This window comes from Flavobacterium sp. SM2513 (assembly GCF_050908145.1).
GTDB lineage: Bacteria > Bacteroidota > Bacteroidia > Flavobacteriales > Flavobacteriaceae > Flavobacterium.
Window position 1 is genome coordinate 1,594,646 of record NZ_CP194228.1, and the last position, 21,844, is coordinate 1,616,489.

21 protein-coding genes and 1 tRNA gene are annotated in these 21,844 nt (G+C 33.3%); 7 read left to right on the forward strand and 15 right to left on the reverse strand.

Going from position 1 to position 21,844, the window contains the following annotated elements:
- Positions 1-74 precede the first annotated feature (74 nt).
- Positions 75-638 (reverse strand): ribosome recycling factor, encoded by a 564-nt coding sequence (gene frr, locus ACQ5J2_RS06380; protein ID WP_432672900.1) that lies wholly within the window; start codon positions 636-638, stop codon positions 75-77.
- 25 nt (positions 639-663) lie between these two features.
- Positions 664-1,371: a UMP kinase gene (gene pyrH, locus ACQ5J2_RS06385; RefSeq protein ID WP_432672901.1), complete on the reverse strand. Its 708-nt coding sequence runs from the start codon at positions 1,369-1,371 to the stop codon at positions 664-666.
- 213 nt (positions 1,372-1,584) lie between these two features.
- On the opposite strand from pyrH, the gene ACQ5J2_RS06390 reads away from it, so the two are divergent.
- Positions 1,585-2,181, forward strand: a complete 597-nt coding sequence (locus ACQ5J2_RS06390) for a thioredoxin family protein (protein ID WP_432672902.1) — start codon at positions 1,585-1,587, stop codon at positions 2,179-2,181.
- 351 nt (positions 2,182-2,532) lie between these two features.
- Here ACQ5J2_RS06390 and ACQ5J2_RS06395 read toward each other — a convergent pair whose 3' ends face one another.
- The 5 genes from ACQ5J2_RS06395 to ACQ5J2_RS06415 all read right to left on the reverse strand — a co-directional run bounded on the left by ACQ5J2_RS06395 (position 2,533) and on the right by ACQ5J2_RS06415 (position 6,749).
- Positions 2,533-3,486: a calcium/sodium antiporter gene (locus tag ACQ5J2_RS06395; protein ID WP_432672903.1), complete on the reverse strand. Its 954-nt coding sequence runs from the start codon at positions 3,484-3,486 to the stop codon at positions 2,533-2,535.
- 127 nt (positions 3,487-3,613) lie between these two features.
- Positions 3,614-3,700 (reverse strand) — tRNA-Ser (locus ACQ5J2_RS06400).
- A 60-nt stretch (positions 3,701-3,760) separates the two neighbouring features.
- Positions 3,761-4,789, reverse strand: a complete 1,029-nt coding sequence (locus ACQ5J2_RS06405) for an asparaginase (protein WP_432672904.1) — start codon at positions 4,787-4,789, stop codon at positions 3,761-3,763.
- A complete protein-coding gene (locus ACQ5J2_RS06410; protein WP_432672905.1) occupies positions 4,779-5,915 on the reverse strand; it encodes a 1-acyl-sn-glycerol-3-phosphate acyltransferase in 1,137 nt (378 codons plus the stop codon). The genes ACQ5J2_RS06405 and ACQ5J2_RS06410 overlap by 11 nt, the downstream gene beginning before the upstream one ends.
- A gap of 66 nt (positions 5,916-5,981) precedes the next feature.
- Positions 5,982-6,749, reverse strand: a complete 768-nt coding sequence (locus ACQ5J2_RS06415; RefSeq protein WP_432672906.1) for a TatD family hydrolase — start codon at positions 6,747-6,749, stop codon at positions 5,982-5,984.
- Between the two features lie 128 nt (positions 6,750-6,877).
- Between ACQ5J2_RS06415 and ACQ5J2_RS06420 the strand changes: the two genes are divergently transcribed.
- Positions 6,878-7,321 (forward strand): retropepsin-like aspartic protease, encoded by a 444-nt coding sequence (locus ACQ5J2_RS06420; protein ID WP_432672907.1) that lies wholly within the window; start codon positions 6,878-6,880, stop codon positions 7,319-7,321.
- On the opposite strand, the gene ACQ5J2_RS06425 is transcribed toward ACQ5J2_RS06420, so the two are convergent.
- The 5 genes from ACQ5J2_RS06425 to ACQ5J2_RS06445 form a co-directional block, all read right to left on the reverse strand.
- On the reverse strand, positions 7,316-8,296 hold the full coding sequence (locus tag ACQ5J2_RS06425; RefSeq protein WP_432672908.1) for an acyl transferase: 981 nt from the start codon (positions 8,294-8,296) through the stop codon (positions 7,316-7,318). The two genes, ACQ5J2_RS06420 and ACQ5J2_RS06425, sit on opposite strands and share 6 nt — an antisense overlap.
- 93 nt (positions 8,297-8,389) lie before the next feature.
- A complete protein-coding gene (locus ACQ5J2_RS06430; RefSeq protein ID WP_432672909.1) occupies positions 8,390-9,190 on the reverse strand; it encodes a T9SS type A sorting domain-containing protein in 801 nt (266 codons plus the stop codon).
- Positions 9,191-9,294: 104 nt separating this feature from the next.
- The gene (locus ACQ5J2_RS06435; protein WP_432672910.1) at positions 9,295-9,624 is read right to left on the reverse strand and encodes a T9SS type A sorting domain-containing protein; all 330 of its coding nucleotides are present in this window, start codon (positions 9,622-9,624) and stop codon (positions 9,295-9,297) included.
- A gap of 139 nt (positions 9,625-9,763) precedes the next feature.
- A complete protein-coding gene (locus ACQ5J2_RS06440) occupies positions 9,764-10,930 on the reverse strand; it encodes a hypothetical protein (RefSeq protein ID WP_432672911.1) in 1,167 nt (388 codons plus the stop codon).
- Between the two features lie 618 nt (positions 10,931-11,548).
- Positions 11,549-14,293, reverse strand: a complete 2,745-nt coding sequence (locus ACQ5J2_RS06445) for a TonB-dependent receptor domain-containing protein (RefSeq protein ID WP_432672912.1) — start codon at positions 14,291-14,293, stop codon at positions 11,549-11,551.
- A gap of 183 nt (positions 14,294-14,476) precedes the next feature.
- Between ACQ5J2_RS06445 and ACQ5J2_RS06450 the strand changes: the two genes are divergently transcribed.
- The gene (locus ACQ5J2_RS06450; RefSeq protein WP_432672913.1) at positions 14,477-15,160 is read left to right on the forward strand and encodes a response regulator transcription factor; all 684 of its coding nucleotides are present in this window, start codon (positions 14,477-14,479) and stop codon (positions 15,158-15,160) included.
- Between the two features lie 78 nt (positions 15,161-15,238).
- Entirely contained in the window at positions 15,239-16,294 is a 1,056-nt protein-coding gene (locus ACQ5J2_RS06455) for a sensor histidine kinase (RefSeq protein ID WP_432672914.1), read from the forward strand.
- On the opposite strand, the gene ACQ5J2_RS06460 is transcribed toward ACQ5J2_RS06455, so the two are convergent.
- Complete coding sequence (locus ACQ5J2_RS06460) at positions 16,268-17,332, reverse strand: glycosyltransferase (protein ID WP_432672915.1); 1,065 nt, start codon at positions 17,330-17,332, stop codon at positions 16,268-16,270. The genes ACQ5J2_RS06455 and ACQ5J2_RS06460 overlap by 27 nt on opposite strands.
- A 144-nt stretch (positions 17,333-17,476) precedes the next feature.
- Between ACQ5J2_RS06460 and trmB the strand changes: the two genes are divergently transcribed.
- Genes trmB through ACQ5J2_RS06475 form a run of 3 tightly spaced genes read left to right on the forward strand, consistent with a single transcriptional unit; the run spans position 17,477 to position 19,131 of the window.
- Entirely contained in the window at positions 17,477-18,154 is a 678-nt protein-coding gene (gene trmB / locus ACQ5J2_RS06465) for a tRNA (guanosine(46)-N7)-methyltransferase TrmB (protein WP_432673276.1), read from the forward strand.
- Positions 18,154-18,789, forward strand: a complete 636-nt coding sequence (locus tag ACQ5J2_RS06470; RefSeq protein WP_432672916.1) for a LysE family transporter — start codon at positions 18,154-18,156, stop codon at positions 18,787-18,789. Before trmB ends, ACQ5J2_RS06470 begins: the two co-directional genes overlap by 1 nt.
- 9 nt (positions 18,790-18,798) lie before the next feature.
- Positions 18,799-19,131: an MGMT family protein gene (locus tag ACQ5J2_RS06475; RefSeq protein WP_432672917.1), complete on the forward strand. Its 333-nt coding sequence runs from the start codon at positions 18,799-18,801 to the stop codon at positions 19,129-19,131.
- Positions 19,132-19,139: 8 nt separating this feature from the next.
- On the opposite strand, the gene ACQ5J2_RS06480 is transcribed toward ACQ5J2_RS06475, so the two are convergent.
- Positions 19,140-20,501: a hypothetical protein gene (locus tag ACQ5J2_RS06480; RefSeq protein ID WP_432672918.1), complete on the reverse strand. Its 1,362-nt coding sequence runs from the start codon at positions 20,499-20,501 to the stop codon at positions 19,140-19,142.
- A 36-nt stretch (positions 20,502-20,537) separates the two neighbouring features.
- Positions 20,538-21,833: a sensor histidine kinase gene (locus tag ACQ5J2_RS06485; protein ID WP_432672919.1), complete on the reverse strand. Its 1,296-nt coding sequence runs from the start codon at positions 21,831-21,833 to the stop codon at positions 20,538-20,540.
- Positions 21,834-21,844: the final 11 nt, after the last annotated feature.

The following is a 21,844-nucleotide window of genomic DNA, read 5'->3' on the forward strand; positions in this document are numbered from 1 at the left end:
AAAGTAAGTTACTTGCATAAAAAAATCCACTCTTTTAAGTGGATTTTAATAGAATTTCTTCGAGAATGATAAAATTATACTTTCATAATTTCAGCTTCTTTCACAACGAAAAGTTCATCTATTTTTTTGATGTAAGCATCCGTCAATTTCTGAACTTCTGCTTCTGCATTTTTACAAATATCTTCTGACGTTCCGTCTTTTTCTTGTTTCTTGATATCAGAATTGGCGTCTTTACGAGCATTTCTAATTCCGATTTTTGCGTCTTCCGCTTCTACTTTGGCCTGTTTTGCCAAGTCACGACGCCGTTCTTCCGTCAATGGTGGAACCGAAATAATGATTAAATCACCGTTATTCATCGGGTTAAAACCAATGTTAGCAAGCTGAATCGCTTTCTCAATAGGTTGAATCATGTTTTTTTCAAACGGCTGTAACGTAATCGTTCTAGCATCAGGTACACTGATTTTAGAAACCTGAGATAACGCTGTTGCCGAACCATAATAATCTACAAAAACACTACCTAACATTGCAGGAGATGCTTTACCAGCACGAATATTTGTAAATTCTTTTTCTAAGTGCTCAATAGAACCAATCATTGACTCCTTTGTGCTGTCTAATATAAATTCAATTTCTTCAGTCATAATTTTTAGTTTAAGAGTTTAAACTTTATACATTTACTAATGTTCCAATATTTTCTCCTTGGCAAATTTTCAATAAATTACCCGATTTATTCATGTCAAAAACCACGATAGGCAATTCATTTTCTTGACTCAATGTAAAAGCAGTAGTGTCCATTACATTTAAACCTTTTTGCAAAACATCTTCAAAAGAAATGCGGTCAAATTTCGTTGCTGAAGCATCTTTCTCAGGGTCTGAAGTATAAATTCCATCTACACGAGTTCCTTTCAAAATTACATCAGCGTTAATTTCAACCCCACGTAACACTGCAGCAGTATCGGTTGTAAAATAAGGGTTTCCAGTTCCTGCACCAAAAATTACAATTCTTCCTTTTTCTAAATGTCGAACGGCTCTCCTTTTAATATAAGGCTCAGCAATTGCTTCAATTTTCAACGCAGTTTGCAATCGTGTCAGCATTCCTTTGTCTTCCAAAGCGCCTTGTAGCGCCATCCCATTTATTACAGTGGCAAGCATTCCCATGTAATCGCCTTGAACACGATCCATTCCGTTACTCGCTCCAGCAACTCCTCTAAAAATGTTTCCACCACCAATAACAATGGCAATCTCCACACCTTGTTCGTGAATCGTTTTGATGTCATCGGCATATTCGGCTAAACGAACAGGGTCAATTCCGTATTGACGGTCACCCATTAAAGCTTCGCCACTCAATTTTAGAAGAATTCTTTTGTATTTCATTCGTGTGTGTTTTTTGAAATTTTGCTTTCGCAAAAACTAATCAGAAGAGGTAAAAAATAGTATTTACGACTCTTTTTTGGCTTTGCAAGTGCAAATATAGACATTTCCTTTTTTCTTTGTAGAAAATTCTACTTATGTGACTTTTATCACATGCAAATTTTAACAGAATTGTATCTTTGTACGGTAATAAAATGCAGTAACACCAAGATACAGATGAAAGATATTATTTCAAATAGTTTAGCAAATTCGTATTCGTACGAAAATTATAGAACAAGACTTAAAAGCTTATTAGCTGAGGGAAAAAGTTCAGGAGACGACCAATCAGAAGATTTACTGCATTACAGTGAGTTGAATGAAACAAGGATGAATCGATTGGATAAAACGATTAGAATCACCCCAGAAACCGAGCAATTTTTATCATCTTTGAAAACTGAATACATTTGGTTGGTTTTGTCAGAAGGATGGTGTGGCGATGCAGCCCAATTGTTGCCAATCATGAATAAAATGGCACAGATTTCAGACAAAATTGATTTGCAAATTGCATTCCGTGATGAAAATCCAGAATTGATGACTTTGTTTTTAACCAATGGTGGAAAAGCAATTCCAAAGTTGATTATTGTGAATAAAGATACGCTGGAAGTGGTTGCTGATTGGGGACCAAGACCTGCTGAAGCCGTAAAATTAATTGTTGACTATAAAGCAAAATTCGGAATTGTTGATGAAACCGTTAAAACAGAATTGCAAATGTGGTATTTGCATGACAAAGGAATTTCAACGCAAAATGAAATTGTAGTCTTACTTAGCGAATAATTTCATTCGTAATTTTTTTAAGGTTCTAAAAACGCCAATAAATACAGTAAAATTAAATTATTTATATGTGAAAGTTCCAAAGCGTGGCGGAGGAGCTTTCACATTCTATGTGACGACTCCACCGGCTGGCAGAGAACAAATAACACAGTATGTGACGAGTCAAACGGATGGCGGAGGACTTGTCACATGACATGTGATAACCCTATCGGGTAGCGGAGAACAAATCACATAACTTACGACTGAACCGGAAATTTTAAAGTAAGATTTAATTTTAAAAGCAATAACGTTCGACTAATAATTAGCGTAGCTTCTAATTAATTTCCAAAACTTAAAGACGATATTTAAAGTGGACTAAAGTTCTTTTGATACCAAATAGCCGGTGTAAAGTAGATAGAAACTTAATAGTAAAAACCCTTGTATCCGACTTATATTTCTGCTTTTTCCAGTTAATATCGCAATAATTACAAATACAGTTCCACCGCTGAGGATCCACAAATCGGTGTTGAAGTTAGTGTTGTAAGGAATTGGATTGATTAGTGATGAAATAGGTAAAACCAGCAATAAATTGAAGATGTTCGAACCAATTACGTTTCCAATTGCAATATCGCTATTTTTCTTCAATGCAGCAACCACAGAGGTTACAAGCTCTGGAAGTGAGGTTCCTGCAGCAATTATTGTCAATGCAATAATTTTTTGACTTACGCCTAAATCGGTAGCAATTGTAACTGCATTGTCTACTACTAATTTTCCACCTACAACTAGACCCGCGAATCCTACTAAGATTAACAAGGTTATTTTTCCATTGGACTTTGGCGAAACGTCAATTTCCTCCGGTCGTTGCGTTTTTAATTGTCGGAAAATATAATATAGAAACCCTCCAAAAAACAGAAGCAGTACAAAAGCGTCTATGCGTGAAATGGAAGTATTTGGACCAATTAAGAAATCATTTGCAAGAGCTAAAACGGCTACAGCTACGAACAATGATATGGGTATTTCTCCCTTAGTAGTGGAACTTTGCACCGCAACGGGGTACACCAAGCTGGCGATACCTAGAATAATAAACAAATTAAAATTATTACTGCCAATAATATTTCCCAAAACAATATCAGAAAAACCATCCATAGAAGCTACTGAGTTGACAACTAATTCTGGTGCTGAAGTTCCGAATGCAACAATAGTTAATCCGATAACTAAATCAGAAATATTATTCTTTTTCGCCAAGGACGAAGCGCCTTCTACTAGCCAATTGGCGCCATAAATCAAACCAACAAATCCTAATGCAACTAATAAAATGGATACAATCATCTATAGAAAATATTACGTAGTTTCATTAAAAACACTTTATATGAAACTGGTTTTTGAGTTGTAAATCAAAAAAACCTCAGAAATCCAAAGACTTGAGAGGTTTATGATTTCAAATAATCACTTTTTGCAGAGAGAAAGGGATTCGAACCCTCGATACAGTTACCCATATACTAGCTTTCCAGGCTAGCTCCTTCAACCACTCGGACACCTCTCTTTATTGGCTTGCAAATAACACGAAAAAAAAGCATTTAACGAAATTTAAACGCCACTTTTTTTATGATAATTCACCACGCAACGAAGTTTCAAAAATGGTTTTAAAAGTGTTTTGCGAAACGTTTTGTGCTAATAAATACATCAGCTTCGTTATAGCAGCTTCTGTAGTAATGTCTTTCCCCGAAATAATTCCAATGGTTTTCAATGCGGTACTCGTTTCGTATTGTCCCATATTGACGCTTCCGCCCGAACATTGCGTTACATTTACAATATGAATTCCTTTATTTACGGCTTCTCGCAGTGCATTCAAAAACCAGTCCTCGGTTGGTGCATTTCCAGCTCCGTACGTTTCTAAAACAATTCCTTTTAAATTAGGAATGTGTATGATGGCATTCATAACCGCTTCATTTATTCCTGGAAACAGTTTTAAAACAAAAACATTGTTGTCTAAATTTTTGTGTACCAATAAATCCTTGGACGATTTCTTTTTTAAAAAGAGTCCTTTTTCAATCTTTAAATGAACACCTGATTCAGCTAAAGCAGGATAATTAGGTGAGGTAAATGCGTTGAAGTGTTCGGCATTTATTTTTGTTGTACGATTTCCTCGGTATAATTTATATTCAAAATAAAGGCAAACTTCCTGAATGACCGGTTTATTCTTTGCTTGTAAGGAAGCAATTTGTATGGCTGTAATTAAATTTTCTTTCGCATCCGTTCGTAAATCACCAATAGGTAATTGTGAACCAGTAAAGACAATTGGTTTTGCCAGGTTTTCTAACATAAAACTTAATGCTGATGCCGAATATGACATCGTATCTGAACCGTGAAGCACAACAAAACCATCATAAGTAAGATAGTTTTCTTCAATCATTGTGGCAATTAAGTTCCACATTTCAGGACTGATATTGGAAGAATCAATTGGATTATCAAATGAAATGGTTTCAATTTCACAATCCAATTGCTTTAATTCAGGAATGCGTTGCAATAATTTACTAAAGTTAAAAGCCTTCAAAGCTCCGGTTTCAAAATCTTTCATCATCCCGATGGTTCCGCCGGTATAAATCAGTAAAATTTTGGATTTAGACTGCATTTTCGTACTTTAATTTATTCACAACTGGATTGGCATACATCGCTAAAAATCCATCCCGTTGGATGGTGTTGTTTTCATCAATTCGCATTTCTAAGCGACGTTCAAACAAGGACTTTTCATTTTCGGTATATAGAGTTTTGTATGTTTCGGTGTGATGCAAAATATCGTAAGCGATATAATTTGTGGGCCATAATTTATAAGATTGCAAAATGGAGTCGTCTATAACTTGTGCTAAAGCTTGAATTTGTTTATTTGCATTGTCAAATTCAGCTTTAATTTCATCTATTTCTTCGTCAAGAACTTTTCCTACGTGAATATGAATGTGTTTTTTCTGTCCCATAATTCCACTCATCAAAGTCGTGAAATCTTCATTTTTGTCCTTAACATAAATTTCTTTATTGGCTTCGGCCATCAATTGTGGCATTTTTAAAGCATCTGTTGGGTCGTATTCATAGGAAATTGATACTGGAACTATTTTTACTTTTTTAAAATAATCCATCAAATTTGCTTCATCAGAACCCATTCCAAGCATTTTTAAAACGCCTTGATGTGTCGCGTCATTGCCGTTTTTTGTTCGACCTTCTCTTTGAGCAATCCAAACAGAACGGTTTTCGCGTTGTAATAAATTTCCAATATATTCGGCTAAAAGTCTAGAGCTTTGCAACATTTCGCGTGGCGACAAACCTCTTTGTACTAAGAAGTTTCTATTCAATTTAGATAAAGTGTATAAAAATTCTTTTTGTACCAAATTATCTCCTATAGCTGAAGCCGTCATTACTAATCCGTTGTCAAAAAGACAGGCATTGAGTAAGGATGTGTCTAAAATTATATCACGATGATTAGAGATAAAGAGGTAAGAAGTGTTAGGTTCTAACTTGTCAAAACCCGAAGTGGTCATGCCGTCCGAAGTTTTTGTCAAAACTTGCATCAATGCTTGGTAGATAAAATTACATTGAAAATCACGGGTGGAATGCGTTGTACTCAATTGCACTTTCCAATGTTCATCCGGAACGCCAGGAAAAGCAAAATTCATCAAGGCTTTCATCATTGGATGATCCTTAACTTTTATGATTGCCTTATTAATTTCGGAATCATAAAACGGACGAATTGCGTCAAATCTCTGCATTTTTATATTTTATAGTTTATTATAACAAAAGAACAAATTTTTATTGACTTCTGTGTTTATTTTCGTTTAAATACCGAAAACCGCTTTTGAATTTTGGGTTGTAATTTCGGCAATATGTTCGGAAGTTGTGTCATACAACTCGGCTAATTTTTTTACAACATTTACTACATAACTGCTTTCGTTTCTTTTCCCACGATAAGGAACCGGTGCTAAATAGGGCGAATCCGTTTCTAAAACAATATGTGACAGGTCAATTTTATTTAAAAACTGATCAATTTTTCCGTTTTTGAATGTTGCCACGCCACCAATTCCCAGTTTCATATTGTAAGAAATTGCTTCCAAAGCTTGTTCGTAGGTTCCTGTAAAACAGTGAAAAATTCCAAACAACGCTGGTGATTGTTCTGCTTTTAAAACTTCAAAAACTTCATCAAAAGCATCTCGGCAGTGAATGTTGATGGGCAATTTATATTTTTTTGCCAATTGAATTTGCCGCTGAAACGCATATTTCTGCTGTTCTAAAAATGTTTTGTCCCAAAATAAATCAATCCCAATTTCACCAATCGCATAAAATTTTCTTCGTGCCAATTCTGATTCAACAAATGCCAATTCATTTTCTACATTTTCATTGACATGAGTAGGATGTAAGCCCATCATCAAGAATACATTTTCAGGATATTTAGCTTCAATAGCATACATTTTTTCAGTGTAGGTAGAATCAATTGATGGAACAAAAATCCGCTGAACCCCGGCGTCAAAAGCACGTTGCATCATCAAATCTTGGTCTTCTGAAAATTCGTCACTGTAAATGTGTGAATGGGTGTCGGTAATTATCATTGTGTTTTGGAAAGTGGCAAAGATACAAACTTTAAAAAGTTTTGTGGGTTTTCTGTTTTAAGATTTATGAAGTTGTAGTATTTTGGCTTATTTTTGAATTTAGTTCTTAGAAGTTATAAAAAATACGAATGAAGAAATTACAGGATTTACTGAAAAAGGAAAAGTATAAAAAGATAAAGTTCAAGGTGACCAAAACGCAGCATCTTACTATAAAAGCTACTATTAATGATGTGAAAGGCGATTTTATTTTAGACACGGGAGCCTCAAATAGTTGTGTGGGATTTGAAAGCATCGAACTTTTCAAATTAAAAGCTAACAAATCCAAAACGAAAGCCGCTGGAGCAGGTGCGACGGGAATGGTCACGCAACTTGCATCTGCAAATCATTTGAAAATTGGTACTTGGAAGTTTGTTGATTTTAACTTAGTGATTTTTGATTTGTCGCATGTTAATGAGGCTTTACGCCAACATAAAACGAAGGAAGTACACGGAATTATTGGCGCGGATGTTTTGCTAGAAGGTGATGCAATTATTGATTATGCGGGTAACTATTTGTATTTGAAAAAACTATAAAACCATCAAATTACAACCACGAATATCTGAATTATCGAATCTTCCTAAAACTTCGAAAGAACCGTTTTCGTATTTTTTTCCCAAATCTTGCGTAGCAATAAAGGAACACGAATTGATGTTTGCTAAATCAATCACGTTGATTCCGCCTGTTTTTCCATGAGGAATATAGGTCAATGCATCTTCAGTGTCGCGAATGTGTATTTGCATCCAAGGCGGACATTCAAAAATTCCGTTTCCTAATGAGTACGCTTGCGACAGTAATTCGGTCATTCCATATTCAGAATGGATTGCATCGATGCCAAAACCGTGCGTTAAGCTTGTATGTAATTCTTCACGAATCATTTCTTTTCGTCGTCCCTTCATTCCACCGGTTTCCATGATTATGGTATTTTCTAAGTTGAAATTTTGCTTTTCAATCAAATCAAGTAAAGCGAATGTAACTCCGATTAATAAAACGTTTTTATTTTCGGCTTCTTGTACTAATAATTTCGCTACCAAAGCATCATAATCATTCAAATAGAAACCACTATCGGGATTGTTAGAAAGTTGAATTAAATCTTCAACCATATGAATCAACGACGAGCCTTTTCGCTCTAAATAAGAAGGTAAAAGAGCTAAAACGGTGTAGTCTTCAATATTGCCATAAAATTGTGCAAATGCTTGACGGTAACTTTGTTCGTACCAACTCAAATCACTTATCAAATGCCTACTGGTTAGCGAGCCAGTTGTTCCCGAACTTGTGAAAATAGTTTCAGGTGTATCTGTATTAGAAACGACATCATGACTTTTAAAAAACTGAATGGGTAGAAAGGGAATTTGTATTAAGGACTTAACGGTTTGCTTATTTTGCTTCATTAAATCACAAAACTGACGGTAAACGTCATTATTGTCGTATTGAAAACGAAACACCTTTAGTGCTATTTTTTCAAATTGTTTAGACGAAGAAATGGTAAATATATCGGTAGAGGGAATCAACTTTTTCTTGCAAAAATAAGAATTATAGATTGAAATTTAGGCATAAAAAAAGCTCCAACGTTAATTGGAGCTTTTTTATATTTGAAAAAATAATTATTTGATAACTAATTTTCTTGTAGCCGTTTTACCGTCTTCAGTGATTTTCACGATGTAAACACCACCTTTTAAGTTAGAAACATTTACAGCATTTGTTGTAGAAGTTTTTACTACTTGTTTTCCCAATACATCATAAACAACAACTTCTTTTGTAGTATCAGCATTAGTGTTGATATAGAAAGTTCCGTTTGTTACTGGATTTGGGTAAATTTTCAAACCTTCAATTTGGTTTTGCTTAATTGATAAAACTCCTTGTGCAAAAGTACCAGGTGTACCTGCTGAAATGTTAATCCATGTTGATGAAGCTTCGTCATATTCTAATGAACTTCCAACTTCAGTAGCAATTTCAGCAACTAAAATGTCAACAGCTGATAAACCTAAAGCTGCTCCATCTGTAGCAGTTGCTGACATAGTGCCTTCATAACTTAAATACTGAATACTTGTTGAGTTGGTTTTAGAAAGTGCAATTGCATCAGGTGCACCATTTTGTATTCCGTCAGGAAACAAGAAAGATACGGCTCCAACACCATTTCCTTCATCATCAATAACGCCGCTTAAAGCTAATGTAAAATAAGAAGTATTGTTATTTCCATTATAAAGTGTTATTGTATATGTTGATAAATCAGTTCCAGATGGACCAGCAACTTCAATAAACTCACCAACATCAGTTCCAGCATTATCATAATGAAATTCATTAATGTAAACTCCGGCAACATTTCCAGTAATACCTACATTTGTTTGTGCGTTAGCACCAAATGCTAAAGCAACTGAAAACAATAAAGTGTAAATTTTTTTCATAATTTGTTTTTTTAATTATTAATGCAAATATAAGAAGTATTTTGTTTAGTTATAAACATTCAATGTGAAATTATTATTAAATTATAACAATTTCATTTTTTTAACTATTTGACAATCAGTTTACGGGTTGCAGTAGCATCTCCTTCTTTAATTTTTATGATGTAAACACCAGAATTTAAGGTGCCAATATTAACTTCTTTATTATTTACATTCAAAGTAGTTTGTAAAACTTTTTTTCCTAAAACGTCGTAAATTGTAACTTCTTTCGAAGAAACATTCTTAGAGGAAATGTAGATTTTGCCATTAGTGACTGGATTGGGATAGAAGTTTAAATCCTCAATAGTTGTAGACGAACTTTTTGGCTCTTGGGCTTGAATAGACCCAATCGCTAAAAATAGCGTGAAGAATAGTAAGTAAAAGTATTTTTTTGTCATGAGGTTTAGATTTGGTAATACAAAAGTATAAAAAATATAATTAAACTTTCCAAAAATTATACCAAAAAAAAACATCCGCCAATTGACGGATGTTTACAACATTATCTCAAATACAAATTTTTTAATTATGCTAACTTGATTACAAACCTACTGTCCATCCTTGAGCCCAAGTTGGTGTGGCAGTTCCGTTTCCAGCTCCTGTAGCACTTGCATTTTCAGTGAAAACAGCATCAACATTTACTCCAGTTCCAGCAGTGTCTTTTCCTGATGCTTTTGTAGTAATATTATCAAATCTTACATTTGTAGCTTTCAATAATCCAGCTGTAACATACCCAACACCTTCGTCATGCTGTACATCAAAACCAGTTACGAAATTACTCAATACCAAGTTGTCAAAAATTCCTTTTGTTCCCACTCTCAATTTCATAGCCTGTGATTCTGAACCTTGAGCTCCAAGACCAATTAACGTCATGTTTTTGATAGATGGATTAGATGTTGGTGAAGCTAAGTGGTTGTTTGAGTTATTATCTGCTTCAATTCCTCTGTTTCCTCTCCCTAAACCTAATTTTCCAAACCAAAACTCATTGTTACCACTCCATCCTTCTGTCCAGTCAAATTGATCGTCTTCGCTTGAAGTAGAAACTAAATATTTAGTATTTACTGTTCCTCCAAAAAATTCAAAACCGTCATCTGATCCTTCGTAAGATTGAACATATTCAATTGTTGTTCCGTTTCCTACTCCAAAAAGAGACATTCCGTTGAATTCTTTTTCGCTGTTATAAGCAAATCCTGTATACTCTAATCTCAAATATTTGATTGAACCTGAATTATCAGCAGCATCAGTTCCACCGTAAGTCAATTCAGAAACTTCAGCAGAAGCTGTAATTCCTTTGTTGATAGGTGCTTTTCCACAGATTACTAATCCACCCCATTTTCCTGGTGCTTTTTCTGAAGCCGTCATTACAACTGGACTTGTTGCTGTTCCTTTTACAAAAAGTTGTGCTCCTTGAGAAATGGCTATAAAGCGAATATCTTCTCCTTCTAATACTGGTGTTGCTTCAATTTTCACACCTGCTTCAATGGTCAATTTTGCTCCATTTGCTACAATTAATTTTCCTGCAAGGAAATACGTTTTTCCAGATTCAAGAACAACTTCTCCATCATTAATGGTTCCTTGAAAGTTATTTGCATCTAGTACAAATGTTGAAACGGGTCCTTTTGTTTTTCCTCCATCGTCGCTTGAACAAGAAGTTAAAGTTGCTGCTGAAAAAAGAGCGATAGATAAAACTCTTAATAAATTTTTCATTTTGTTGTTGTGATTTAATTAGTTAAATTTTCTGATACAAAGATGCTAAATCTTCCTTTTTTTTGCGTTAAGCTAATGTGATTCTATTGTTATTATCCGTTTTCCTTTTTGTAAACAAATCGTTAATCAATTTCGAATAACTTAATCGTAAAAAATGAAATTGTCTTTAACAAAACAGCTCTCAACTATAATCTAGTATAGCGTTATTCAAGTACTTCTTCTATTTGAGGAATGTCACGGCAGTTGTAAATAAAATTTATGCCCTATCTAATATCATTCCTCAATTTGTTTCAAAACAGCATCCACTTCATTCATTTTTGTATTCAAACCGCGTACTGTTTACAAGGTGGGTTAAATCAACACATACCTCGATGAAAAACCTGAAAAAAATAGCAACAACAAACTTTACAGAACATTTTTATCAAAAAAAAGAAGCCAGATGGATGGCTTCTTAATTATAATAATTTGTTTTGTAAGTAAGTAAGTTGTATATTGCTTGAGATGAGGATAATAAAATTCTTGGAACATCCAAAGACTAAAACCTATTCTAAATACTCATGAAAGTTTTCTAATAATGCAGTCTTTTCGGACAACAGAAACAATCCGTAATTATAAGTATTAAAACTGATACGTCAATCCCAAGCTAAGGAACAATCCTTTTTTATAAGATAAAACGGTCACGTCTTTAGAAGTGTTTTCTTGAGTTCGTTCTATTTTTGGATCCAAAAGATTTTTTGCAGCAAAGTTCAATCCCAAGCTTTTATTGATTTTAGATCGTACAATTAAATCTAATGTGCCTACTGCTTTATCAACCAAATTTCCTTTTGTTTCAGTTCCTAGGGCATAAATTCGATCAGAAAAATAAGAGTAAGCTACTGTTGTCATCAAGCTGGCTTCGCTTTCTTTCCATTCTTTTAAGAATGAAAGATCACCGTTCAATAATAAATCGGAGGCTCCAGTAAATGCTGCCTTTGTATCAGTTAGGTTGATGTTGTAATTGGTTTCGTCTCGCACCTTTTCAGAATCCAATTCTTGATCAGTTTTCATATAAGAAGCATTGAATCCAGCAGAAAGTTTATTGGTGTCTTCTGCTCCAAGTTTAAATATATTTTTTCTGATTTCAAATTCAACTCCAAATGCTTGACCTGAATCTCCAGTGTTAATAAATGAAATATCATTTGTAGAAGAAGCCAACGTAATTTCATTTATCGGGTTAAGAATATATTTACCAAATACAGTAAACGAAATCAACTCATCGTTTTCAGGAAAAAACTCATATTTTAAATCTAAATTATAATCTTCTGATGGATATAAAAATGGATTACCCACTTTCACTTCTGTAACATCTTCGTAAACGAATAATGCTCTTTCTTTAAATTGGGGTAGTGTATACGTTTTACTAGCTGCTAAACGAATGTTTTGTTTATTATTCACTTCATATTTCAATAAAAGGCTTGGCAGAAACTCGTTTCTCTCAAAAGACTCATTAGTTCCTGAGTTATCAATTTGCGTTTTCCATGCTACATCTTGAAAAATTCTTTCGGCTCTTAAACCTATAACTGTTGTAAGCTTTGGCGACAATTTATATTCTACAAGACCAAATGCGGCATGAATATTTTGTTCCCCATTATAAGTCTGAGGCTTAATGTTATTTCCACTAAATGTTTCAATTGTGAAAAAACCGTTATTAAAGTTAGCACCATTAAAAAAAGCATCTAAATTATATGGATCAACTACCGTAGTAGATTGATTATTGGCAATATTGAAGTTGAATTGAGTAGCTTCAAAATCTCTTTTCTTAAACCTTCCGTTGTATCCAAGAGTCAATTTTCCTTTAAACGAGTCACTAGCGTCTTTCATGAATTTGTAAGCTCCAGAAACGTTTACTGCAAATTCATCTTCGCTTAAGCTTTGGTAATACCTGTGGTTATCTGTAGTAGTATTTACTGCAAAGTTATAGCCGTTTTCAGCTTCATTAAACCAAAGCGTGTTTTGAGTTCTATCTGGCATTTGACTTTCAATTTTGTTGAAAGAAGTTCCCCAGTTAAATTCTAATCTATCGTTTATTTTATGTGCACCCAATAACTGATTAACCATCAATTGATTTTGAGTGTAAGTTCCTCTTCTAATCAATCCATTATTATTTTCAGCAATATCCCGTATAAAGCCTTTGTATTCATCATTTACTTGTGAAGAGGAGTTTACATAAAGAAAATTATAGCTTATTTTATTATTCTGATTAAAGCGATATCCCGCATTAAACATTCCCGTAGAACTTGTGTTGTAGGAATATGTTTTCTGGTCGAAGGATTTCAAATTAGCCTCTTGTGCATTTACCGATCTATTGATTCCTTCTTTATAAGTATATCCATTTTCAAAACCTGCCGTTGCAAATAAATTTAGTTTTCCTTGTTCGCCAATATCAAAAGATTTTCCACCTCTAATAGCTATATTTCCAGAAAAGGGAACCACTTTCTCAGGAACCAGACTGTTTTTAAAACTAAACGTGTTCAATGGATTATTAGGAATATCTGAATTAGAAAATCCAGATTTACTTGGACCTTGTTGCAACATGAAATTATCTTCTGAAACTGCATTTGTATTTATAGAGGAACCTATTTCAAATTCCAGCATACTTTTAGCTTTAAAGTCTTTAGAAATAATATCTACATTTCCTCCGGCAAAATCTCCATACATTGCTGCACCATATACTTTATCAATCGAAATGTATTCCACAATATCAGTTGAAAAAATTCCTAGTGAAATGTTTTTTCTTTCAGGATCATTGGACGGAATTGGTAATCCATTCATTGTTGTAGAATTGTATCGATCACCCAAACCTCTCACATAAATAGTTCCACTTCCTTCTTGTTTGGTGATTCCTGTCGTTTTTGTCACGGCTGTTGCCACATCACTAACCCCTTTTCTGGACAATTCTTGAGCACCAATATTCTGTTTGATTTCAATTGCATCTCTTTGCTGCATCAATAATACCGTTTCATTTGCTCTATTTGCTCTTGATTGAATGACAATATCTTCTAGTTTAACACTACCTGAACCAATTGCTTTGTTGATTATTGTTGTTTGATTCGCAGTAATTTCAAAAGGAATTTCGACTGTTTCATAACCAACAAAACTAACTATTAAAATATGATTTCCAGCATCAGCGGAAAGTTCATATTTCCCGTCCATGTCAGTTGCATTGCCAATTGTTGTTCCTTTAATCATTACATTGACAAAAGGCATTGCCTCGTTGTTTAGGTCTGCATCAGTAATTAATCCAGAAACTTTTCCTTTATTTTGAGAGAACCCGAATGTGCAAAATAGGAAAGCGATAAATAGAAATAGAAATTTAAATTTCATTTTATTTTATTGTTATAATTTTATGCAAAGAAAAGGCTGTGTTGTAAAGGTGGTGTTACCTGCTTATTACCATTAAGTATTTTAATTATTACGTAATTGTTAAGAGATTAAATTACGGTTAAGAACATTAAAACGTTCTTTATTATCTTTATATTTACAACAGAAAAAAACTATTTTCGCATCATGAAGAAAAAAGATATTAAAATTTTACTGGTAGATGATGAACAAGATATTCTTGAAATCATTGGTTATAATCTGTCTCAGGAAGGTTACCAAATTGTAACTGCGAAAAACGGGAAAGAAGCAATTACAAAAGCCAAAAAAGAACTTCCACAACTTATTATAATGGATGTGATGATGCCTGAAATGGACGGTATGGAAGCTTGCGAAAATATTCGAAAAATTCCAGAATTGAGTCATACCATCATTACTTTTTTAACTGCAAGAAGCGAAGATTACTCACAAGTTGCTGGTTTTGATGCAGGTGCTGACGATTATATTGCAAAACCAATCAAGCCAAAATTGTTAGTGAGTAAAGTGAAAGCCTTGTTGAGACGTTTGAAAAATGTAGAGCAAAACTCAGAAACTTTAAATGTTGGCGGCATCGAAATCAACAGGGAAGAATATAAAATTGTAAAAGACGGTGCAGAAATTATCTTGCCAAGAAAAGAGTTTGAATTGTTTTACTTATTGGCTTCTAAACCAGGAAAAGTTTTTAAGAGAGAAGAAATTCTAGATAAAGTTTGGGGTAACGAAGTAATTGTTGGCGGGAGAACCATTGATGTGCATATCAGAAAATTACGTGAAAAAATAGGTGAAGAATTGTTCAAAACAATTAAAGGAGTGGGTTATAAATTTGAAATTTAATCAGCACTACTTAACCTATTTTGAAAGAAAATACAATTACTTTTTTCTTTTCAAAAGAAACAGTTTAATTTTTGTAAAATGAGTATAAGTTTTAAACGCACTTATAAATTTGCCTTCAAGTCAGCCTTATATATTACAATATTTGGTGTTGGTTTTGTCGGTTTTTTAAGCCATTACATATTTCACCCGAACCAAGAGGACTTAACCTCATTCTTAATTGCCTTTGCTTTTTCTTTGTACATTTCTTCATTTATTGTTATTCAATACCGTGTGGAGTTCTTCATTTATCGTCGTGTTAAAAAGATTTATGATGATGTATCGTTTTTAGAATCTAGTACTATAATCAACCAACCCATAACTACTGATATGGCAACTTTGACACGAGAAGTTAAGAAATTTGCCACCGATAAAAAGATGGAAATTGAAACCTTAAAAGTTCGAGAAGAGTACCGTAGAGAGTTTTTAGGAAATGTTTCTCACGAATTAAAAACACCGCTATTCACTGTTCAAGGTTACATTTTGACTTTGCTTGATGGCGCCATGAAAGACAAAACACTTCGTAAAAAATATTTGGAACGTGCCGAAAAAGGTGTGGAGCGATTGGTTTATATTGTTAAAGATCTTGACATGATTTCTAAACTCGAAATGGGTGATTTAAATCTGAGTTTTGAAAAGTTTAATATCGTTCAAGTGGCACAAAATGTATTTGATTTACTTGAAATGAAAGCCGAAAAAAAGAATATTATTCTGTCTTTTGACAATAAATATTCTAAAGCGATTTTAGTTTCTGGCGACCGCGAAAAAATTCAGCAAGTGATAACCAATCTCGTCGTAAATTCCATTAAGTATGGAAAAGAAAACGGTTTTGTAGAGGTGGGTTTTGATGTTTTAGCGAACGGCAAAGTAATTGTTCGTGTTAAGGACAACGGTGAGGGAATTGAAAAACAAAATATTCCCCGACTTTTCGAACGTTTTTACCGTGTCGATAAAAGTGGCGCTCGAACGGAAGGTGGCTCTGGATTAGGACTTTCTATTGTGAAACACATTATCGAAGCTCACAACGGAAAAATTCTAGTACAAAGCGAGATTAACGTAGGTTCAGAATTTTCATTCACGCTCGAAAAGGCTAAATAATTGTTGCCAATTCACTTCCCCTTTGAAGTTGGATAATCCCTTATGATTTTGAACTTCATTCAACTTTTCTATTGAAAAATCCTCTTGATTACAAAAAGGAATCAATCCTTCTTTCTGAAATTTTTCTGCTAAGTATTCCTGCTCAAATTGTCCAGGTGTGGGAATGAAAAATGCTTTCTTGCCAAGTTTTGCTAAATCCATAATTGTTGTATAACCTGAACGACAAAGAACTAATTCACTTTCGTTTATTGTTTTTTCTAACTCACCACTTTGCATGAAATTATAAAATAAGATATTTTCTACTTGAGAAAATTCTTGTTTCTGTTCCATTTTTCCTTTTACAAAAATTACTTTTCCAGCATAATTTTTTAATTCTAAGATTAATTTTTCTTCCAAAATCGTTCGTTGAGGTTCTGGTCCAGAAAGTAAAACCAATAAATCATATTTTATCGCAGTGTCTGTTTTGCGAAAGCGACTTAAAGGTCCAATATATTTGATTTTTAAGTCTGTTAAATTTAAATGGCCTAATTTTCCAGAAAGATTCTGTTCGTCAGCAACATCTGGAACCCAACATTCGGTAAATTTATTTATTATTTTTTGATGAATTTTGGTTGAAAAAAAAGTAGTTGAGCCTGTTAAAACATTCAACTGATGGGTTATAAAAGCACTTGGAACTTTAGGACTGTAAACACCCAATCGATTGTCTGAGATGATTCCATGTAGTTTAAATTCTGCAATCCACTTTTTAACTAATTCTCGTTCTTTACGCATGGCTAGAATCATATTGGGAATATTCTGAACCATTTTCCACCGAAAGTTTTTACCTTTTTTTGGATACGTAATAGTATAGGAAGGAAGTTTTAAAAATTTCAAATGTGGAAATTCTAATTTCAACAATTGCAAAGCTTCGCCATCGGATGCAATTATGGGTGTGAAGCCCAATTCTTGTAATTTTTTAATTATCGGAATGCATCGTGTCGCGTGACCTAAACCCCAATTTAAAGGTGCTACCAAAATGTTTTTGCGTTGTATTTCCAATTTTTACTTTTTTAAATGAAAAGCGGATTTTTATGAAAGTATCTAAAAGATTAAGTACCCACTTTTAAATTTAGACACTTGCAAGGTAAAACTATTTAAAGTTTGATATATTTCCTTAATTTTACCAAAATATTAATTAGTATCGTGGGAAGTAAAAATAAGTTAAAAAGATTTAAGGAGAACGAAACATTTGAAAATGTATTTCAACCTACTCGTGAAGAAGTAACTTCAGGTGATTTTGCGATGAAAGGCAAATGGAATAGTGATTTTTTCAAAAATGACAATCCAATTATTGTAGAATTAGGTTGTGGTAAAGGCGAATACTCTGTGGGTTTAGCAGAACGTTATCCAAATCGAAATTTTATTGGAATTGACGTAAAAGGAGCTCGTTTCTGGCGTGGTGCCAAAATTGCTGTTGATACTGGAATGCATAATGTGGCGTTTATTCGTACTCAAATAGAGTTACTAGACTACATTTTTGCCGAAAATGAAATCGACGAAATCTGGATTACTTTTCCCGATCCACAAATAAAATACAAACGTACCAAACACAGAATGACCAATTCTGAATTTCTACAATTGTATAAAAAAGTATTGAAACCAGACGGTGTGGTAAACTTGAAAACCGATAGCGAATTTATGCACGGTTATACGCTTGGTTTGTTGCATGGCGAGGGTCACGAGGTTTTATATGCCAACCATAACGTGTATAAAAACGAAGGAAGTCCGGACATCGTGACGGCCATTCAAACTTTTTATGAGAAACAATATCTCGAAATTAACAAAGCAATTACGTATATTAGGTTCAAAATTAAAAAATAATGACTTTTGCCTTGCCGATTTTCTTAGGATTTCTCACTTCTGCAATTGGAATTACGCCTCCGGGTCTAATTAATATGACTGCGGCAAAAGTGAGTATCGAAGAGGGTAGAATTCGGGCAATTGTTTTTGCGAGTGGGGCGGTTGTTATAGTTTTATTACAAACTTTTCTCGCAGTTGTTTTTGCAAAATTTATTGATAAAACGCCCTCTGTGGTGCTTTTGCTTCGAGAAGTGGGATTGGTGATTTTTACAGGACTGACTTTTTATTTCTTTTTAACTTCAAAAAAAATCAAGCGAAAGAAGAATGATTTACAGCTCAAAAGTAAAAAAAGTCGATTCTTTTTGGGAATGCTACTTTCGTCTTTGAATTTTTTTCCAATTCCATTTTATGTATTCGTCAGCGTCACATTAGCGTCTTACGATTACTTTTCTTTTGAAAAAAGTTTCGTGTACAGTTTTGTACTAGGTTCCGGTTTGGGAGCATTATTTGCGTTCTATTGTTATATTGCTTTTTTTAAAAAATTAGAAGGTAAAACCGAATTTTTACTCAAAAATATGAACTATATTATTGGTTCAATCACCGGATTAGTATCTGTAATTACTTTAGCAAATATTATCAATCATTATTGGACTTAAAATTACATTATGTCTGAAGAAACTTCTTTTTTTGAACGCGTTTATGAAATTGCGAGACAAATTCCCGAAGGAAAAGTGACGTCTTACGGTGCAATTGCAAAATGTCTGGGATCTGCACAGTCGGCTAGAATGGTAGGTTGGGCAATGAATGCTTCTCATAATCAGGAGGATATTCCAGCCCATCGAGTAGTAAATAGAAAAGGGTTGCTGACCGGAAAACAACATTTCGATGGAACGAACTTGATGCAGCAATTATTAGAAAATGAAGGGATAATAATTGTGGATAATCAAATAATTGATTTTGAAAAACATTTTTGGGAACCAAGATATGGAATTTTATAAAACCGTTCCTATTTTGGTAAACTCATTTTAATCACGCTCCAAAGATTATAAGTTTCATTATAAGTTAATTCTAAAACAGATTCATCTTTATAATATACTTTGTCACCATTACTTTTAATTCCTTCAAATTCAACAAAAACAAAAGTTTGGGCGATTGCTGCTTCTAAATCGTAAACCACCTCATTAACGGTGATTTTTATCTCTCTAAAGTTTGGATAGATTTCTCTAAATGCGGTAACTTCTTCTGCATTTTCTACATTTCTTAATTCAAATTGATCATAAAAGAGCCTATTTGCATGTAGAAAACTTTTCCAGAAATCAAAACTAACAGCATGAAGTTCTTCAGGATGATTGGGATAATAATTTTCATAAATATATTCATGTGGATAAATACTTAGAAAGCGTTCCGCAATTTCTTTTTGAAATATTTCTTGAGTGATAAAGTTATAGAATAAAACATTTTCATTCTCATAATCAAACCACATTTCTATTTCAATATATATTTTTCTTAAAATTTTTAAAAATCTTTTTAATTCCTTTTCTAATTCTTCTGGAGTCAAGTCTTCAGCTTTTTTAAAGTCAGGCTTTCCAATGATTTCATAAATAGTCTTCTTTTCCGCTTTTTGGTATTCCTCTTCAATCAAATCTGGGTCCAGAAGAAATTCGATGTCTTGAAATTCAAGGGGTATTTCTTCCTCTAAAGTCATTTCAGCTTCAATTTCGTTCTTTAATTCAATAAGTTTAAATTCATCTTCTATAGATAATTTGGGTAAGTCTTCGTTTGATTTATGATTTTCTTTATGCATTAAATTGGCAAGCTGATAAACATAATCCTCGTTACTTTCATCATCTTTTTGAGGCACGGATTCTAGCAAATTTTTAAAACGTGAAAGATAATTTTCATTTTCATTATAAATTTCTTTTAGCAATGCTTCATTTCTAGTTTCCCAATATTGACCTTCGTCCAAACACTTAAATTCTTGAATATATTTTTTAGAAATATAATCTAAGACTACAATCAACTGTTTATGGATTTCAACGCCTAAATCAAGGGTGTTAATTGATATGCTGAATACATGATTTGTAGCAATATACTCCTCCATTGCAAGTAAGTTGAAATTTTGAATACCGCACATTCTTCCATCAGACAAAAACGTAAAACTCAACGGTTCGAAATCTTTAGGAGTAATTATAATTCCATATAGTTTTTCTAAATCAAGTCCACTAGAAAACGTATCGTTTTGATATTTTTCATGAAAAACATCATAATCCCATTCATTTCCGATTGCAATATCTCGTGCCTCATCAATCAATTCGTATAATTGTGATGCTGATTTTAATTTTCCGCTGTAATGAATTGTAAGTCCCATGGCTTGTATTTTATGAACAATTAAATTTATACAATTTTATTCCACCAAGCAAACCGTAAACTGCGTATTTTTCTCATCACTTTTAAAAGCCAAATAACCACCGTGTGCTTCAATAATGTTTTTGGATAAAGTCAATCCAATTCCTGCTCCACCAGTTCTAGTAGTAAAAAACGGAAGTAAAATTTTATCCTCAATTTCTGGTTCAATTCCGGTGCCATTGTCAGTGATGATGATATAGAGTCGCTTCTCTTTTAATTCGGCACTTATCGTGATTTCCTTCTTTTCTTTTTCTGCTAAAGCAAATAAACTATTGGTCAATAAATTGATAAAAACTTGCTCCATTTGATTGGAATCTACCGAAATCCAGCGGTTAAAATCAATCGTATTCTTCACTTCAATCTTTTCCTTTTTGAAAAGCGGTTTCATAATTTGAACGCAATTTTCAATCAACGTCGAAAGTTCTATTTTTTCTTTTTTTGGCGTCGGTAACATTGCTAATTTTCGATAGCTTTCTACAAATTCTTGCAAATGATTACTTCTGTTATGCATCGTAATAACGCTGTCTTTTATGTCCTGCAAATCTTCTGAACTCAACGATTCTTGACCTACTAATTCTTTTAAATTTTGCGAAAGCGAACGAATTGGCGTCAATGAATTCAATAATTCATGCGAAATGACTTTCATCAAATTGATCCAAGCTTCTTTTTCTTTTTTGTCAATTACTTTTTGAATGGAATCCAGTAAAACCACATAGTATTCTTGGTTATGCGTTTTAGTTCGCGAGGATTGCATGACAAAAGTTTGCATTTCTTGCTGGTTGACTCTAATTTGCAATGTCGTTTTAATTTCATTGAAATTTTGCTCCTCAATTAATAAACAAAGCGATGGCAATTGATTTTTTAAATAATGCCACTTGGAAACTTTTGGTACTTCAAATTGCTTTGAAAAACAATCGTTCATCAAGAAAATAGACCAATCACTTTCTTCTTTTTGCAAAATTAAAATACCCGTTTCGATGTTGTTTAAAATAGAACGATATATAATGTCTTTTGAAACTTGTTCGTTTTCTTTTTCCTTCAAAGAGTTATACAACTGAAACAATCGACGGTAATTTTGAAACGATTTGTGTTTCGAAAAATCAGCAGAAAAATCTTTGTTTAAAATTGCATTAATGGTTTTGTCATAAAATAAAAAAGCATTTTTTAGATAAAAATACAATTCGATGATAAACAATACAACAACAAATGCAACGAAAATGGAAGTGTAAATCAAACTTTTTTCTGCCAAATAAAACACAGCGGCGAAACCTAAAAGAATTAGGATTATTCGCATAAAAATTTGAT